At 37.7% G+C, this 16793-nt stretch carries 11 protein-coding genes; all 11 read right to left on the minus strand.

Translation table 11 applies throughout. The features are described from left to right. Window positions 1-36 precede the first annotated feature (36 nt). A complete protein-coding gene (locus tag FW768_RS10740) occupies window positions 37-378 on the minus strand; it encodes an RHS repeat-associated core domain-containing protein (protein ID WP_394349962.1) in 342 nt (113 codons plus the stop codon). Window positions 379-506: 128 nt separating this feature from the next. Then, a complete protein-coding gene (locus tag FW768_RS10745) occupies window positions 507-1103 on the minus strand; it encodes a hypothetical protein (protein WP_153395290.1) in 597 nt (198 codons plus the stop codon). 63 nt (window positions 1104-1166) lie between these two features. Then, the gene (locus tag FW768_RS10750) at window positions 1167-1940 is read right to left on the minus strand and encodes a hypothetical protein (protein ID WP_153395291.1); all 774 of its coding nucleotides are present in this window, start codon (window positions 1938-1940) and stop codon (window positions 1167-1169) included. A 6-nt stretch (window positions 1941-1946) separates the two neighbouring features. Continuing rightward, window positions 1947-2969, minus strand: coding sequence for an RHS repeat-associated core domain-containing protein (locus FW768_RS23940; protein WP_317163065.1), 1023 nt, complete (start codon window positions 2967-2969; stop codon window positions 1947-1949). A 480-nt stretch (window positions 2970-3449) separates the two neighbouring features. Further along, window positions 3450-3878 carry a hypothetical protein gene (locus tag FW768_RS10760; RefSeq protein WP_153395295.1) on the minus strand — a complete coding sequence of 143 codons (429 nt, stop codon included), beginning with the start codon at window positions 3876-3878 and terminating at the stop codon, window positions 3450-3452. Beyond that, window positions 3878-4834 (minus strand): RHS repeat-associated core domain-containing protein, encoded by a 957-nt coding sequence (locus FW768_RS24005; RefSeq protein WP_394349963.1) that lies wholly within the window; start codon window positions 4832-4834, stop codon window positions 3878-3880. The genes FW768_RS10760 and FW768_RS24005 overlap by 1 nt, the downstream gene beginning before the upstream one ends. Before the next feature lie 365 nt (window positions 4835-5199). After that, entirely contained in the window at window positions 5200-5550 is a 351-nt protein-coding gene (locus FW768_RS10770) for a hypothetical protein (RefSeq protein ID WP_153395299.1), read from the minus strand. Between the two features lie 4 nt (window positions 5551-5554). After that, window positions 5555-9034 (minus strand): DUF6443 domain-containing protein, encoded by a 3480-nt coding sequence (locus FW768_RS10775; RefSeq protein WP_153395301.1) that lies wholly within the window; start codon window positions 9032-9034, stop codon window positions 5555-5557. A gap of 5 nt (window positions 9035-9039) precedes the next feature. Further along, window positions 9040-12339 (minus strand): RHS repeat domain-containing protein, encoded by a 3300-nt coding sequence (locus tag FW768_RS10780; protein WP_153395303.1) that lies wholly within the window; start codon window positions 12337-12339, stop codon window positions 9040-9042. A gap of 27 nt (window positions 12340-12366) precedes the next feature. Further along, on the minus strand, window positions 12367-13911 hold the full coding sequence (locus FW768_RS10785) for a T9SS type A sorting domain-containing protein (RefSeq protein ID WP_153395305.1): 1545 nt from the start codon (window positions 13909-13911) through the stop codon (window positions 12367-12369). Between the two features lie 322 nt (window positions 13912-14233). Next, complete coding sequence (gene katG / locus FW768_RS10790) at window positions 14234-16510, minus strand: catalase/peroxidase HPI (RefSeq protein WP_153395307.1); 2277 nt, start codon at window positions 16508-16510, stop codon at window positions 14234-14236. Window positions 16511-16793: the final 283 nt, after the last annotated feature.

Below are 16793 nucleotides of genomic sequence, written 5' to 3' on the forward strand. Positions count from 1 at the left end.
ATTTGATTATAACTGTCAGATTAAGTATTGACTAATTCAGCTTACAATATGTGTTCCTTCTCTTCCATCCGGATCAATAAACATGATAGGATTATCAAATGTATAATTATAAGGACTATGCCTCGTCATCTTTTCCGCCAGCGGATCCACCACACCCCATCTTCCCAAATCCGGCATATACATCCTCGCTCCATAGTCATACATACCTGTCTCTTGCAACTCTTTACCGTTGTACTTATAACTAAGATAGCCTCCTAATTTTCCTTTGGAAATCTGCCCGTCAATATGGTTCAGACCAAAAGGATAATAATTGTTCACATCCGTTATTTCAAGAGCGCCATCGCTGTTTTTGGCATAGCTCACCCTTGCGTTGCCCAAGTGGTCTCTATACTGGTAAATATAATGGTTTTCGTAAACCTGTACATAAAAACCACTACAGATGCAGTGGTTTTTATGTTTATTAGCGCAAAGTCAGGAGACTCATCACTAATTTTGATACAGTACAATTATTTTCTTTTTTTTATATTTATTATTTCTCCGCCTTCATACAATTGATACAATTTCAACGAAGAAAACCTCTTTAAAAACTTTTTAAATCCATGAGGATTAGCAATTTCAGCGTCAATCATTTTACCATTAATGTCAGTAATTTTATAGTCTTTATTTATACCAATAGTCCAATGTTTAGTATTTTCGTCCAATCTACCAGAATAAGTTTCCTGATCTGATATTTCTGTATTATTTTTTTCATCAACTTTAAAATTTAATGATTCAAAATATTCTTGACATTTACTTGTTGAATTAAAGCCACAAAAAACAATAATATTCTTGTTTTGAAATATAAACCATTTATAATTAACAGTATTTTTATAAAGTTTAAAGTCTTTGTCTAATGTTTCTATATATAAACTACTTTTATTAGAAGTCGAATCTAAAAATATACTTATAGCTATATAATCTCCATATTTAAAAGGTCTTTTTAAAGTATCTTTCACATAAAGCTTCATTGCTTCTTTCGTTATTTTTCCCAATTTTTCAACTTTATTTTGTGCTGAATATTGAAAAAATAACAAAAATGATATTAAAAATATTAATTTTTTCATTTTTCTTACTTTGTAAGCTACCCAATAAAAGCCACTGTTTTTGCAGTGGCTTTATCATATTTATCAATAAACAATTTTCCTTACTTCCAAAATATTCTCCTTATTATTCTCCAGAGTATAAACTTTTATTAAGTTTCCTTTAGAGTCAAATTGTTTCAATTTTTTCTCGATATAATAATCAAACAACTCTGTCTTATCATTTGCAGTCATACTTCCTTTAAATGATGCTATTTCATTATATGAGTTTAAACTATATACTCCTATTATTTGAGTTCTTGGAAAAGTAAAAGTCAGTTTTTCATAATTGTAACTTTTATCATCAATCCAATTGTATCGTTCGATTCCATCAACAACAATATCATTATGAGAATTAAATAAAATGATGCGCTCAATTATACGATTTTCTTTATCAATCAAACAGAATTCTTTTGTTGAAAGATTTCCATTGGAATTAAATTTTTGTACCTGAATAGTATTTTTAGTATAATTATATTTATTAATCATTGATACTTCTTTATTTATCAATTTATTTTCCTTTTCAGAAATTACCATTCCTTCTGTTATTCTTTCTTCCTCTTTAATTTTATAATCATTATCAAGCTTTATAATGGTTTTTATCCATTCTTTATTTTTATCAGAGACATTCTGTATAGTAATCTCATTTTTATTTTGATCATAACTATAACGTCTTACAGAATTCAATTTACCATTTTTATTGACGAGTACTTCGATTGTTTTGAAATTACTCATCGCAAGAATTTTAAGAGAATCTTTTGTTTGAAAATTTTGAGCAAGCAATAATGGGCCTAAAAAAATTAAGAAAAATATATTTTTCATAAAAATTTATTGATTTTCTGGTTTAAACGTTTTATATACACCACCACTATAAACTCTAAATGTTGGTATTGGAATACGTGGATTACCTGCAGTTGCCCTATCTGGTGCTGACTCTATCGGGTTATTACCATCTCCTGGATGTGAATGGGTATAAATACTTCTCATCATTTGAATATCCTTTGTTGTTTTAAGAAAGTTTGAATAATAGTTTAACTGTACGGAAGGAATAAAACCTCCTATCTGTCCATTTACCCCAGTCCTTGACAAGTAAGAGAATTGCAATGTTCTACCTACCATGCCCTTATCTTTATTTCTTTCGGTATATTGTAACATATCATATTCATTTCCAGTTTTTGCATTTTTTTCTAAAAACTCAAAAAAAGAAACTGCATTTTGTTGATTTTCAAACTTATATATTTCAAAAAGAATATCTTTTGTTCTTTGTTCAGGTTTTCCTCTTACCAGTACATCATATTCCACTTTTTCAAATGATTGTACCCGATCCTGAATCTGACCGTCTCTTTCCATTGTAAACTTTATCTGGTCTCCATTATCATCTGTTTTTCGGTTTCCGTTTTTATCAACAATGTAAAGTTCATCAGGTTGATCATTATCTTCAACTTTATTAAGAGCACCAGTATTTTCATTTAATTCCCAAGTATCTAAATTCATTCCATTAGGATCAATAAAACGAATTGGATTATTTCCTCCATAATTATATGTTGACATTGGCTGGTACATTTCCGCTAGTGGATCTACAACGCCCCATCTTCCCAAATCCGGCATATACATCCTCGCTCCATAGTCATACATTCCCGTCTCTTGAAGCTCCTTGCCGTTGTACTTGTACTGATAAGCATTTTGTGTTGTTGCTGTATAATCATGCAATAACCCAAATGGATAATAATTGTTCACTTCCACAATTTCCCCTGGCCTCCAGTCCTCTATACACCACCAACCTGTACAATTGGATGCATTAAACCTTCTTGGCTGGATAATTCCATCACCGCTTTTATCTGCATAGCTCAATCTTACATTTCCAAGATGGTCAATATAATGATAGACATATTGTCCCAAAAGATCATCGTAATATCCCTCAGAGGTAGGGATGATTCTGAGTTTTAAGACCGGAACTTCATTGGGGCTAGGATGGTAAGTCCCTTCTCCATTCCATGATTCTATACCAAACGTAGACTTATATTGAAAGCCATACAGATAATAGGTTTCCAGGTTCTTAAAGAGCTTCTTTACTTTTACTCCATCTGCCCTATAGGTATATTGGGTGAGATTTGAGTTTTGGGTAACCTGCTTAGGTAAATATAACGGTTTTCTTAAACCTATATATAAAAACCACTACAGATGCAGTGGTTTTTATGTTTATTGGCGCAAAGTCAGGAGACTTTGCTTAGCTTTGGCTACTTATTTATGTTACTCCGAAGTTTGAAACTTCGGAAAGCAAGGGGAAGACCTTCATGGCACAAGCGTGACGCTTGCCTTGCGCCAGCTGGGTTAGCGTTTATAAGCCAGTTTACTATTTTGCTTTCCCACATTGTCTATGTATAAACTACACATGTTTAAGCAGTCTTCATAAAAAGTTCTCTTCATTTTACTTGTCCAAATTATCTTATTATCTACTAATTCTTTATCAAATCGCTCTTTAGGTTGATGTCCATATATACTAAGTGATTTTTTCAGTCTAAAAGAATACAACTTTCCTTTTTGAATTTTATATTTATACTCTTCTTGATTATTACAAACTTTAGAAACTGAAAATATTGCTTTTCCTGGTTTACTTTTTATATATATTATATAACTGTTATTTGTAGAATCTATTTTCTCAACCCTTGCTATCAAATTTATAGTATTTTCTTGTTGAGAAGATTGGCTAAAAATTGAAATTCCTAAAAAACTCAAAAATATTGCTAATAACTTTTTCATTATGGTAAGGTTTTAAAACGCCCTAAAGACGTCTGTTCTTTCGTTTTTTTATTTATATAAAATACTTCTTCTTCTGTGTATAAAAGTCTTCCATCAGTATTTCGTACCCTATCCTTTGTACGTTCAGTAGTGAAGTCACTACCTGGGTCTCTAAATCTTGGATCTAATTTTTTTGCATCTTTATGAGCAGCATTATATCCTTTTGCGTTATTTTCTTCAGATGTTGCTCCAGGACTACCAGGACTATTGAGTAATCCTGAGTAAAGTTCAAGAGCTTCATGAAGAGTACCAACTCCTTTTGGTATACCTAAAGCTTCATCCATTTTTTCATTAACCATAGGATTTACGACATTAATTCCTATCATTTTCCCATTTCCAGCCATTTTGCTTCCTCCATAAGCTCCTCCAACATAAAATGTACCATCGTCGAATCTATAATCTCCATCTGATTTCAAGACCGCTATATTACAGTTATCTTGCGTTGCCTTTAAAAATGTTGCGGACGCATCCGTTAATTTTGCTCCTTTTACTGCTGTAGCTGTTACTTTTCCACCTTCGTCCATCTTCAAATCTAACTGTCCATTTGTAGCAGCCTGTAATTGAGCTAAAACCTTATCTTTATAATCTCCCGTTATAATAACATCATTTACACCGCGGCCATCTGGATCAATAAATCTAATAGGATTGTTTACAGCATAGTTGTAAGGCGACCATCTGCGATATTGCTCCGCCAGCGGATCAACAACACCCCATCTTCCCAGATCCGGCATATACATTCTTGCGCCGTAATCATACATCCCTGTTTCCTGTAGCTCCTTGCCATTGTACTTATAGTTAAAATAACTTCCCAACGTCCCTTTAGCTATTTGTCCTTCAATATGGTTGAGACCAAAAGGATAATAATTGTTCACATCCGTTATTTCAAGAACGCCTTCGCTGTTTTTGGCATAGCTCACCCTTGCATTACCAAGGTGGTCTCTATACTGGTAAATATAGCGGTTTTCATAAATCTTTATATAAAAACCACTACAGATGCAGTGGTTTTTATGTTTATTGGCGCAAAGTCAGGAAATTTCGCAAACAAATGTATGCCCTACTTATATTTATTGATTACTTCTTTAATCAATATTTTCTTTTTTCCTTCAACCTTAGTATATCTTGTAAGATACCCATTTTGCCCATTTATACCTACAGCTGCGTAGCTGCATTTTAACACAAAAAAAACTCGCTTTTTGCAAGGTTTTTTTATCTACCAACACGAGCGAGACGCTCGCACCAGCAGGGGGCAGCATGAGATTTTTTTATACTTTAAGTTAATTTTTTATTTCTTAAACTGTATATTATTACATTTATTTTTATCATACCAATCTAACCAACCAGGATAATCTTTTTCATAAGTTCCTAAAGGGTAAGTTCTTGCATAGTTTGCCATATCTTCAAATGAAACCCTAGAATATTTTCCTATAAACTTCAAAGCTTCATAAGTATTTTTTGATTCTCCTTTATGGAATTTGATATAATCCTTAACAATTTCGATTTTTTTAAAATATTCCTGTTTAAAATCTAAATTTTCCGTACATTCTCCATTAATAGAGATATTATTATTTCTTTTTATAGAACTAGTACAATTATATAATAACAAAAATGTTAAAATAAAAAATATATTCTTCATATTACTATAACTTTGTCTTTTTAATTCTTAATCCTCCTTCATCTGTTGGCCAAATAGCTTGATTTGTTTTAGTTTTATCTTTTTCTTGATATACATTAATGCTCATTGGTCCATCTGTTTCTACTCTTTCATTCCCATTTACTTTTCCTTCTTTTTTAAAAGCTTTTGCATGTGCTTTATCAAAATCTGGTAATTTTACAATATTACCACTGTCATTTCTTTCGACTTTCCCAAGCTTTCCTTGTGAAATACCCATTTTAGCTTTTTCCAATTGTTCAGTATGTTCGTGTGTTAAAGCACCAGCACTACTAGTACCACCTTTACCTGCTTTATCAAATTCTAAGACATCAACTATATCTATTTTTCCTGTTTGCCAACTTCCAACTTCTGTCATTTTGTCATTTTCTACTATTGATTGACTAACAACTTCTTTTGCTCCAACCACTTCATTATAGCTTTCATAGAAAGCTTGTTGTTCTTTTGTTAGGGAAGTATCTTTATTAATCATATTAAGAGTTACCTTATATGTATCTGTACCTTCTATTTTTGTATAAATTGCTGAATATTTACCTCCTAGTGAGGCACTCACTAAATCCTCATAGGATTTCCGTGCCGTATCAGTAGCAAATGAAAGAATTAATTCATTTCCGTCAGGATCCATAAACGCAATTGGATTATTTCCTGCATAGATATAAGATGACATTGAAAGATATTTTTCAGCTTTATTATCCACCACACCCCATCTTCCCAAATCCGGCATATACATCCTCGCTCCATAGTCATACATTCCCGTCTCTTGAAGCTCCTTGCCGTTGTACTTGTACTGATAAGCATTCTGTGTTGTTGCTGTATAATCATGCAATAACCCAAATGGATAATAATTGTTCACTTCCACAATTTCCCCTGGCCTCCAGTCCTCTATACACCACCAACCTGTACAATTGGATGCATTAAACCTTCTTGGCTGGATAATTCCATCACCGCTTTTATCTGCATAGCTCAATCTTACATTTCCAAGATGGTCAATATAATGATAGACATATTGTCCCAAAAGATCATCGTAATATCCCTCAGAGGTAGGGATGATTCTGAGTTTTAAGACCGGAACTTCATTGGGGCTAGGATGGTAAGTCCCTTCTCCATTCCATGATTCTATACCAAACGTAGATTTGTACTGAAAGCCATCCAGATAATGGGTTTCCAGATTTTTAAAGAGCTTCTTCACTTTTACTCCATCTGCCCTATAGGTATATTGGGTGAGATTTGAGTTTTGGGTAATCTGTTTTGGTAAATTTAAATAATTATACTGAATTGAAGAAATGCCTTTATCCGGATGACTGGTCATATTCCCATTTCCGGCGCCATTATCATTGTCATACCCAATTGTTCCGGGACTGGCAAGGTATGGATAGCCTGATGAATTCTGCTGAGCATCGGTCACCTTAGTCAGCTTATTGCCTGTATAATCATATCTTAAATCATCAATCACAACAGCAGCTGTACTTCCTGTCTGGAGGGCAGCTGATCTTTTCAGTCTAGTGATATTTCCGTTCAGATCATATTCCGGGATTTCAAAATATTCTTTGGCCGTTTCATTACCCTGCTTCTGGTAAAAACCTGCGGAAAGACGGTTTAATCCGTCATAAACATAGCCATATCTTTTCAATGGTTCGTTTTCTTCGGTTAACGTTTTCCAGGATACTTCTGCGATATTTCCGTTGAATTTAGGCTTTACTTTTAAACTGCTGTAATCATTGTTTGGTGTTTCTTCTCCTTCTACCTGATTGTAGTTAATCTTATAACCAAACAGGTCATTACCTAAGTTACCAGGATCGTTGATCTGGGTCATCCAGCCTCTGATATTATACAGATAATTAATCGTCTGCAATGGTGATCCTGCATTGGTTCCTCCCACCTTCTTGGTTTCCAATTGAGACAGCTCATTGTAGCTGTTCTGGGCCAGAATCTCTTCAGGATTACTGTCCACCTGATGCTTATGAACGAGTAACCTGTTCTGGTGGTCATACGTGAAATTTTCTGTAATTACTCTTTCGGTATCGGTGCTTAGCCTTTTGTGCCGTGTTACACCTTTTTGAACAGCTCCTGCAAAATCAAGCTTAGATTCTGTTTTGGTGTAGCCTCCTAAATGATTAATCGAGTGGGTTCCGATCACTCTTCCTTTGGTATCATAATAAGAGTAATTTGTGGTCCAGTTATCATCTTCAATATTCTTCACCAGGCTCATCACAGCAAGACCTTTGGTACTTCTTCCATCTAAGGAAGGGGTATCAGTCAGAACAGTTTCTCCTTCAATAGATGTTGGAAAAGAAGGATTGAAGCTGTACTGGGGATATGTATCATAATAATTAACACTCAGAACTTTTTTAAGAGCATTAAAATAATCATTGGTATATTGCACCTGCATCCCGTCCTGAGTAAATCCTGTGGTATGCCTCTTTTCCACAATTAAATTAGGACCTGCCTGAGCCTGCATGCTGCTTCTGCTGCCTCCTGCAATAATTGCGGTATAAGCAACCCTGCCATAAGAATCATATTTGGTAAGCAGCCATTCGTTTTTCTGCTCTAAACTCGCATCCTGGGTAAGGACCAGACGGTCTGATTTATCATACACCATGTATTCCCAGCCTTTACCCGGAAGTTTCTTTTCTACCAAACGGTTTCTACCGTCATAACGGTACTGATAGCAAAGATTTTTGAGCGTGGCTTCATCCAGCGATGCCGCTCCGGAAGCTAATGGCGGGAGAACAAAAGCCAACTGATCATATTCATTATAAACATAGTAGGTGTCTGTATTTTTGATTTTGTTGAGTATTTTTCTGACTAAAATAACCTGGCCTTTTCCATTCTTGAATTCGATGGTCTTATTACCGTCTTCATCAATAATTGTGTTTTTATACAGCTGTGCAGCACCATAGCTTTCTACAGAACTAAACTCTGATTGGGTAGCTCCGTTTACCCAGGTCGTGGTGACGGTATATTTCCTTACGTCCCCGTCTTCAGAAGCATCATACTCAAATTTCACAGGTTTTCCTGCCCATGCTGTTCCTACCTGCTTCTGTTCAAGAATACGGTCTAAAGGTGAGTTTTCCAGGACTTTCTCAGCATAGATCTTTTCTGAGCCATAAGGTGTACTTGAAGCATTAGCCAGTGGATTGGGAACAATAGCACCGTTTAAGGTTCCTGCCTGGGGAATGGGAAGGTATTCTTTAATCTGCCTTCCAAACTCATCATACGTGATATGGGTAACCACATCTCTTCCCAGAGGAGAAGCTTTTACATTAACAACCTGTTTGGGCCTTCCAAGACCATCAACATACTGAACGGTTTCTAATGTTTTGGAAGGCTGGGTTCCGTTATAATCAAGGTAGGTCTTGGACTGGACGTAATTTTCTGTATCGGTAAGCTGAGCCTGGGCTATACCTGAGAGCAGCAGGGTACCTATCGGGAATATGTATTTTTTCATCGTTCTTAGTTTTTATAGTGGTATTGGTATTCTTTAATGATTCTGCCGCTCGGGTTGTGTTCTCTTACTTCTTTCAGCCTGTTCGCCGTATCATACAGGTATACTTCCCGGATTCCCGAAGGTGGTGTGATGCTTTTCACCCCGATTAATGGATCGTAGCTGTAAGTGGTGATCTGATAGCCGGATAATGAAGCATGAGTTCTGAAACTGTCCAGTGCCGCCAAGAGGTTCAGCTCAGCCTGTTCTGCCGATACGCCCTGAGGGGGAATATTGTCATTGTCTGACGAGGTGATGATACCGGTCACTAAAGAGGATGGAATATCGGTGTATTTAATGCCTTCTATTTTAGCGATCGGCTGGGTACTGTTATATCCCCAAATGATGGCGGTGGAAATTCCGTCTTTGGTGGTGTACTGTAACGGATTTCCTTTGGTATCATATTTATCATAGCTAGCATCTGTCGCTAAAGTATTAGTCTGAATATCCAGTGACTGCACAGAACTTGGGAATAAATGGGAAGGATCATTATACAGGGTTTCCGCCCTGGAAACGGTTTTATTATTTTTCTTCATTTCGGTTTCCAGAGGAGTACTGATCTGATTCGCTGTAATAAGGCGCTGATTTCCTTTTTCATAGGCATATTTATAGATGCTTTCCTGGGTTGTGCCATCTGCCAGCTGTGTTTTCTGCGAAATCAGATTGATCGGGCTGTTGATATTCGTGTCTGAATAATTGTAATCCGTTACCGTTTCTATGGTTTTATTGTTCTGGAAGTATTCCTTTTCCCGGGTCTGTTTTAATTCAACCTTGCCTCCATAAATTTTTATCGGGTTGTAATTAAACAGCTGCAGAGCCGGCACTGTAACATTAGGTGAATGTGAATGAAACTTCACAATATCAAAATCTGCTCCGAAAGCAATCTCATCAGCGGTTTCCGGAACATATCCTGAAAGGCTGTTCTTAATATTGCTGAAGGCATAGGTACTGGATTGTTCCTTTAAAACAGCGGAACCTTTTCTGATCACTGTTTTAATGGGAAGTCCCATTTTCCATTCATTGTAAGGGTCAGAATTCATGGCAAAGATGCTGGTCCCTCCTTCAGAAGCATTCGTAAAGAAGTGATCTACTTCTCCCAGGTCATTCTGTTCCGTTACTTTGGAATAGGTCACAATATCGGAAGAATTATAACTGATATACGAGTTTCCGGACGATGAAATTCTAAAATTTTCAACAATTACATCGTTTCCGGACATTTCAGGTATTGCCGGATCTGGTCTCAGGATTCTGTAAAAAGGACTGCTGAAATGGAATTTCCTGCGTAATGCTCCTGAGGAATTGTATAAGAACCTTCTGGTATTGCTTACGTTGGAGGCATCCACATCTTCAATCTGTTTTATTCTTAATCCTCCAACCGGTTTTTCTGTATTGTTGGTAATCATCTGATCATACGTCATCGAAATACTTACACTACAGCTGCATTCATTGACTCTTCTTAAAGTGAGTTTAATGGGCGTTAATGTCGGAATGATATCATACTGAACTCCGTTTCGGCTCATTGTCTTACCACCCTGGCCCTGCACAGACCAGCTGCCGGTACAGCTGCCCAGAGGTCCCTCATAATCAGGATCCATCCCGACAGGAGGAAAGCCGCTTGTATCATTAATACCGTTATAACATCCGTTGGCAAAGCCTACTTTGATTTTAACATTCATTTTATCCTGAAAATCAGCAGGAGTGAAGGTATGGAACATCTCCTTCGTTTCGTAATACTGATTAGCAGGGTTCTCAACCTCCATATAATCACTGATTAGGGTGGTAACGTAGCTAATCTGAGGGAATAGTCCTACAGAGGTGGTCACCACAGAGTTGCTTTCATATTCTAGTTTTCTTTCTCCTCCTGTCGGATATTTTATTTTCGTCAGAACCCCCATTTGAGCGTAAAGCGAGTTGGTATACCGGTCTCTCCCCGTAGGAATATTACTGATTGAATAAGCCGAAATCCCGTCTACATACCTTGGAATGCTGGTATTGGAGACCATGGTAGAATTAAAATATCCCCAATAATCATCACTATTGCCGTTTCTTGGCGGAAGGGCATAGCCGTCATTATAGGTGAATTCATAAAAGTTGTTCTCCAGGTTATTTTTTACCCTGTGCAATTTTAAGCGGTAATCTACATGGGTTTTTACATTGCTATCAGATTCAAAATAGCTGTATATAAAGGAAAAATCCCTGATAATCTTCCCGGCTTTATTTTTTACGATGATCCTTTTTAAGGCTACAGCCCCGGTATTGGAGTTCAGGTCTTTCCGGAACTGGCTGTCATCAGTAGTCATTTCTCCCTGATCCCCGCTGTACAGGAAATTAACTTCTCCATCCTGGAAGGTAATTTTGGTAATTAACTGTTCTGCATTATTTTCAGTGCTCTGAACGCTGGGCGGGTTTTCTTCCATAAATCCGTCTTCATAGACATAATAGGGAATAACCACATTCTTCAGCAGGTTCTTCGTCTCGTATTTTGTCTTTTCAATATAGCCCTGATTTTTATTGTACTCAAAACTGATTATATTATTTTTGTAGGTCTTCAGGTTATCTAACAGATAAAGATTGCTGGAGGTTTCTGCAAAGCTTCCGAGGCGGCGTGACATCACCATATTTTTAGGGCTTAATGCGAAAATATTTCCCTTGTTGTCAGTTACATTGATGGAAGAGATATCTGCCGAAATTTTCAGGTCTTCATGAGGAATGGTATAGCCTTTTCCTGCATTGACAATAAAGCTCCCTCCGGCTCCCGGTAAAGAGTAGCTGTACAGATCCGGCTTTGAATCTATGAGGTTATTATAGAACAGATCACTGGCATTATCGCTCAGATCATACGGGCTGTTGGAATAATAATTATGGGCTTCGGTATAATTTTTAAAATAAATCCCGGCTTTTTCATCATCCATTCCTTCAATGGATCTCATCACCCTGTTGGGAATGCTTAAGGACCAGCCCAGACCCGCTGAACTTGCAATTTCATTTTGCTTAACGCCTCCTGTATTGTATTTTAAGCTGATGGGAATACTTAAACCATCTACCTGAATGGTATAGATAGGAATGTCAATATTGACCTGCCCTTTAAAATAATCCACAGGGATGTTATCTACTTTGCCAAATGAATAGGCATCAGGACTTGTTGGGAATGACAGGATCTGTTTAGGTGCCGATCCGGTTGACTGGCCTATTCCGGCCTGTCCATAGAACAGTGCCCCTAAAAAAACAGGGACCAGGCCCAGAGCTTTTATATAATTCGTTTTCTTCATAATCAGTTTTTATTTCTTTATCAGTTTTTATTTCTTTATCAGTTTTGCATTCGCTGTTTTATTAGTATCGGTTTTAATCACTACTAGGTAAGCCCCCTGAACCAGTGGCTGGGTATTAATCTTAGTCACTTTATTCTTAGTTTTCACGTTCTGAAGCTGTCTTCCGCCCATGTCATACACCAGAATATCGGATTCTGAAAAGTCAACACCTATTTCTATGTAAGCATAATCGGAGACCGGATTCGGATAAATTTTGATGTCCTGTTTTTCGATGAGCTTATCCAGCTGACTGTCACCCAGTTTCACAATTTTCCAGTTCTCTTTTCCTAATTCCTCCGCACTGGTGCCGGCAAGAATGATCGAGCCATCTCTGTTCAGTTTAATATCCGAAAGTCTTTCTTCTTTCTTTCGGTTTTCTCCGGTAATATGCTTTCTCCACTGTTCGTTGCCCTCCTGATCCAGATACAGCATCCAGAATGTTTCATCATCTTTTTCTATTCTCCCTTCTGCCTGGGTGTAACCACCGAGTAATATTCCTTTGGAAGTTTTATCATCTGCGGAATGAATCACACTCATCCCCATCAGAATATCACGGTTTTTGAAGTTGTAGGATTTCTGCCATTGTTCTTCTCCTCTTTCGTTTAAAGCAACCAACCATAAATCAGTGCCTTCTTCTATGCCTACGGTTTTGTTGCCGGATCTCTCGGATCGGGATTCTCCGCCAATAAGATAACCTGTGGATGTTAAAGCAAGAGTTCTTAAATGATCATCTCCTTTTCCTCCATAATTCTTTTCCCATTCTACTTTTCCCGTTTTATCAAGCTTTACAATCCAGTAATCGCCTTCGCCGGAATTCTCCGTTTTCTTGTTTCCTCCAATTGAGCTTCGTGAATAAATCCCTATTAGGACACCGCCGTCTTTTGTCGGGATCATTTTCTCTACTTCATCTAATCCTTTTCCGCCTAAGATTACTTGCGAAAGTTCTTTCCCATTTTTATCCAGTCTGATGATCCAGGCATCTTTAGAGCCATAACCTTTGGAAGAGTTCTGAACATTACCTGCCACAAAGAATCCTAAATCTGTAGTCTGAACGACTGCTCTGGCTTCTTCATCGGAAGCGGTTCCTAATGTTTTCTGCCATAATTCATCCCCGAATTCATTCAGTCTTACCAGCCAGAGATCTGATCCGCCTTTGGATTCTTCTTTTTTGTCCAGTCCCTTACCTGAAAACGAGGTGCCTGCTATAAGGAATCCTCCTTCCTGCGTAGAAACAGAAGCGGAAAGATAGTCGTGATTTTGTCCTGAAAGGTATTTTTCCCAGACCTGTTCTCCCTGTTGGTTGAGTTTAACAAGGTGGAAATCGTAGCCATTGTTCTGCTTGTTAGCAGCTGGTTGTTGGCTTTTTGTTTGAATTGAGCTTCCAGTAATCAGGTATTGCTGATCGATGGTGGTGGTAATCTGGCTTAGGAAATCCTGAGTGGAGGATTTGAGGTCTTTCTGCCATAAGACTTCCTGCGCAGAAAAAGTAAAGACGCTACATACAGTCAGAGCGCCTGCATACATTTTTCTCATGTATTCATGTTTTTAAGTTAATATTAGTCTTTATTATTTCCCGCCGCAAATTTAACATTTTTTTAAGACAGCAGAATTCTTTAAACGAGACTTTATATCATTTATTTTGTTTTTCTTTTTATTTTTTTCATAAGAGAATCTAGATTATTCTCTTTCAGGCAAAGCTATAGCCTCAAAGCGACAGAACTTGTCGTATTATATTTCATTTTGATAAAAAAACAGTTTCTCAAAATACGTTCATTTTCCTATTCTATTTTAACAAAAATACCCCTGACCGAATGGCCAGGGGCATTGTATAACATCATCTCCGGTAGACAGATCTTTATTTCAGATCAAATCTGTCCAGATTCATTATTTTAGTCCATGCAGCGACGAAATCTTTTACAAATTTTTCCTGAGCATCTGCACTTCCATATACTTCAGCAATAGCTCTCAGTTCGGAATTGGAACCGAAAACCAAATCTGCACGGGTAGCTGTCCATCTTTTCTCTCCAGTAGACCGGTCGCTTCCTTCATAAAGTTCATTATCCGTGGAAACTGATTTCCACTGCGTTTTCATATCCAAAAGATTCACAAAGAAATCGTTGGTCAGTACACCTGGTCTGTTGGTGAAAATTCCGTGTTTTGATCCGTCAAAATTGGTATCTAAAGCACGCATACCTCCGATTAGTACGGTAAGTTCCGGAGCGGTAAGCGTCAAGAGCTGTGCTTTGTCTATCAGTAAAGACTCCGTAGGTACTGAGAATTTTCTTTTCAGATAATTACGGAAACCATCAGCGGCTGGCTCCAAATAGCCCATGGATTCTACATCCGTCTGTTCCTGTGAAGCATCTGCTCTTCCCGGAGCAAACGGAACTTTAAAATTATATCCGGCTGCCTTCACTGCTTTTTCTACCGCAGCACTTCCTGCTAAAACAATAAGGTCAGCAATTGATATTTTTTTCCCTCCGTTTTGAGCGTCATTGAATTCTTTCTGAATATTTTCCAATCCACTTAAAACATGTTGCAGCTGGGAAGGATTATTAGCTGCCCAATATCTTTGAGGTGCTAATCTTATTCTTGCTCCATTGGCTCCGCCACGTTTGTCGCTTCCTCTGAAGGTAGATGCAGATGCCCAGGCTGTAGATACCAGCTCAGAAACATTCAGTCCGGAATTTAAAATCTTTTCTTTCAAATTTTCAACATCTGATTCATTAACCAGTTCATGATCTACATCCGGAAGAGGGTCCTGCCAGATCAGTTCTTCAGCAGGTACATCCGGTCCCAGGTATCTTGATTTGGGTCCCATATCTCTATGGGTAAGTTTAAACCATGCTCTTGCAAAAGCATCTGCAAAAGCGTCTGGATTTTCATAAAAATGTCTTGAAATTTTTTCATAAACAGGATCAAGTCTTAATGAAAGATCCGTTGTCAGCATGGTTGGTCTGTGTTTTTTAGAAGGATCGAATGCATCAGGAATAATCTCAGCTCCGTTTTTGGCTACCCATTGATGGGCTCCTGCAGGGCTCTTAGTTAGTTCCCATTCATTTTCAAACAGATTTTTAAAGAAGTAATTGCTCCATTCGGTAGGAGTTTCGGTCCAGGTAACTTCCAGACCACTGGAAATTGCATCTCTTCCGCTTCCTGATTTATAGTTACTGCTCCACCCCAATCCCTGAAGTTCAATTCCGGCAGCTTCCGGTTCTTTTCCTACATGATCTGCGGGGCCTGCCCCGTGCGTTTTTCCAAAGGTATGTCCGCCTGCAATCAAAGCAACGGTTTCTTCATCATTCATCGCCATACGTCCGAAAGTATCACGAATATCTTTAGCTGCGGCAATCGGATCAGGATTACCGTCCGGTCCTTCAGGATTTACATAGATAAGCCCCATTTGTACGGCAGCTAATGGTTTTTCAAGATTACGGGAATGAAGATCACCATCTGCGTTGTCGTCCGTAGGAAGAACACCGTGATGCTCTACGACTCCTTCAGAACCGTGGGCATAACGAAGATCACCTCCCAGCCATGTTTTTTCCGATCCCCAATATACATCAGCATCCGGCTCCCATACATCTTCACGGCCTCCTGCAAATCCGAATGTTTTAAAGCCCATGGATTCCAGAGCTACATTTCCGGTAAGGATCAGAAGATCCGCCCAGGAAATATTTTTCCCGTATTTCTGCTTAATCGGCCATAAAAGTCTTCTGGCTTTATCCAGACTTACATTATCCGGCCAGCTGTTTAACGGAGCAAAACGCTGCTGTCCGGCACCGGCACCACCTCTTCCGTCTCCTACACGATACGTTCCCGCACTATGCCAGGCCATACGGATGAATAAAGGCCCGTAATGTCCAAAATCTGCCGGCCACCAATCCTGAGAATCAGTCATTAAGGCATGAAGGTCGTTTTTTACCGCTTCCAGATCAAGGTTTTTAAATGCTTCTGCATAATCAAAATCATTTTCCATAGGGTTTGACAGGGATGAATGCTGGCGCAGAAGATCTACTCTCAACTGGTTAGGCCACCAATCCTGATTCTGGGTTCCGCCACCGGCTACACTCTGTTTCATGGTTCCGTTATGGAACGGGCATTTACTGATGTCATTCAAATCTTTTTCCATTGTCGTTTAAATTTTATGTTGATTAATACCGTTTAATATTCTATATTCTCTGTTGTAAGAACATGACAAACTTACAACGCTTATTCAATAAACACAATCTATTAATTTTAATTTAAATGATAGTTAAAAACTATAATAATTCAGAAATTACTGATTCATCAACTGCTCTTCCTGCAAAAGACATAATCATGCAATTAAGTTAGTTAATTTTTAAAAACATCTGTATAAAAAGCAACAGTGAATTATCATATTTAGAATGATTCAAATGAATTTTTCTTATTTA

Source organism: Chryseobacterium vaccae (genome assembly GCF_009602705.1).
GTDB classification, from domain to species: Bacteria; Bacteroidota; Bacteroidia; order Flavobacteriales; family Weeksellaceae; genus Chryseobacterium; species Chryseobacterium vaccae.

Coding starts and splice junctions, on each gene's coding strand:
- FW768_RS10785 (WP_153395305.1), bottom strand. CDS start 13,911: ATGAGAAAAATGTATGCAGGCGCTCTGACTGTATGTAGCGTCTTTACT.
- FW768_RS10745 (WP_153395290.1), bottom strand. CDS start 1,103: ATGAAAAAATTAATATTTTTAATATCATTTTTGTTATTTTTTCAATAT.
- FW768_RS10780 (WP_153395303.1), bottom strand. CDS start 12,339: ATGAAGAAAACGAATTATATAAAAGCTCTGGGCCTGGTCCCTGTTTTT.
- FW768_RS10760 (WP_153395295.1), bottom strand. CDS start 3,878: ATGAAAAAGTTATTAGCAATATTTTTGAGTTTTTTAGGAATTTCAATT.
- FW768_RS10770 (WP_153395299.1), bottom strand. CDS start 5,550: ATGAAGAATATATTTTTTATTTTAACATTTTTGTTATTATATAATTGT.
- FW768_RS10750 (WP_153395291.1), bottom strand. CDS start 1,940: ATGAAAAATATATTTTTCTTAATTTTTTTAGGCCCATTATTGCTTGCT.
- FW768_RS10775 (WP_153395301.1), bottom strand. CDS start 9,034: ATGAAAAAATACATATTCCCGATAGGTACCCTGCTGCTCTCAGGTATA.
- katG (WP_153395307.1), bottom strand. CDS start 16,510: ATGGAAAAAGATTTGAATGACATCAGTAAATGCCCGTTCCATAACGGA.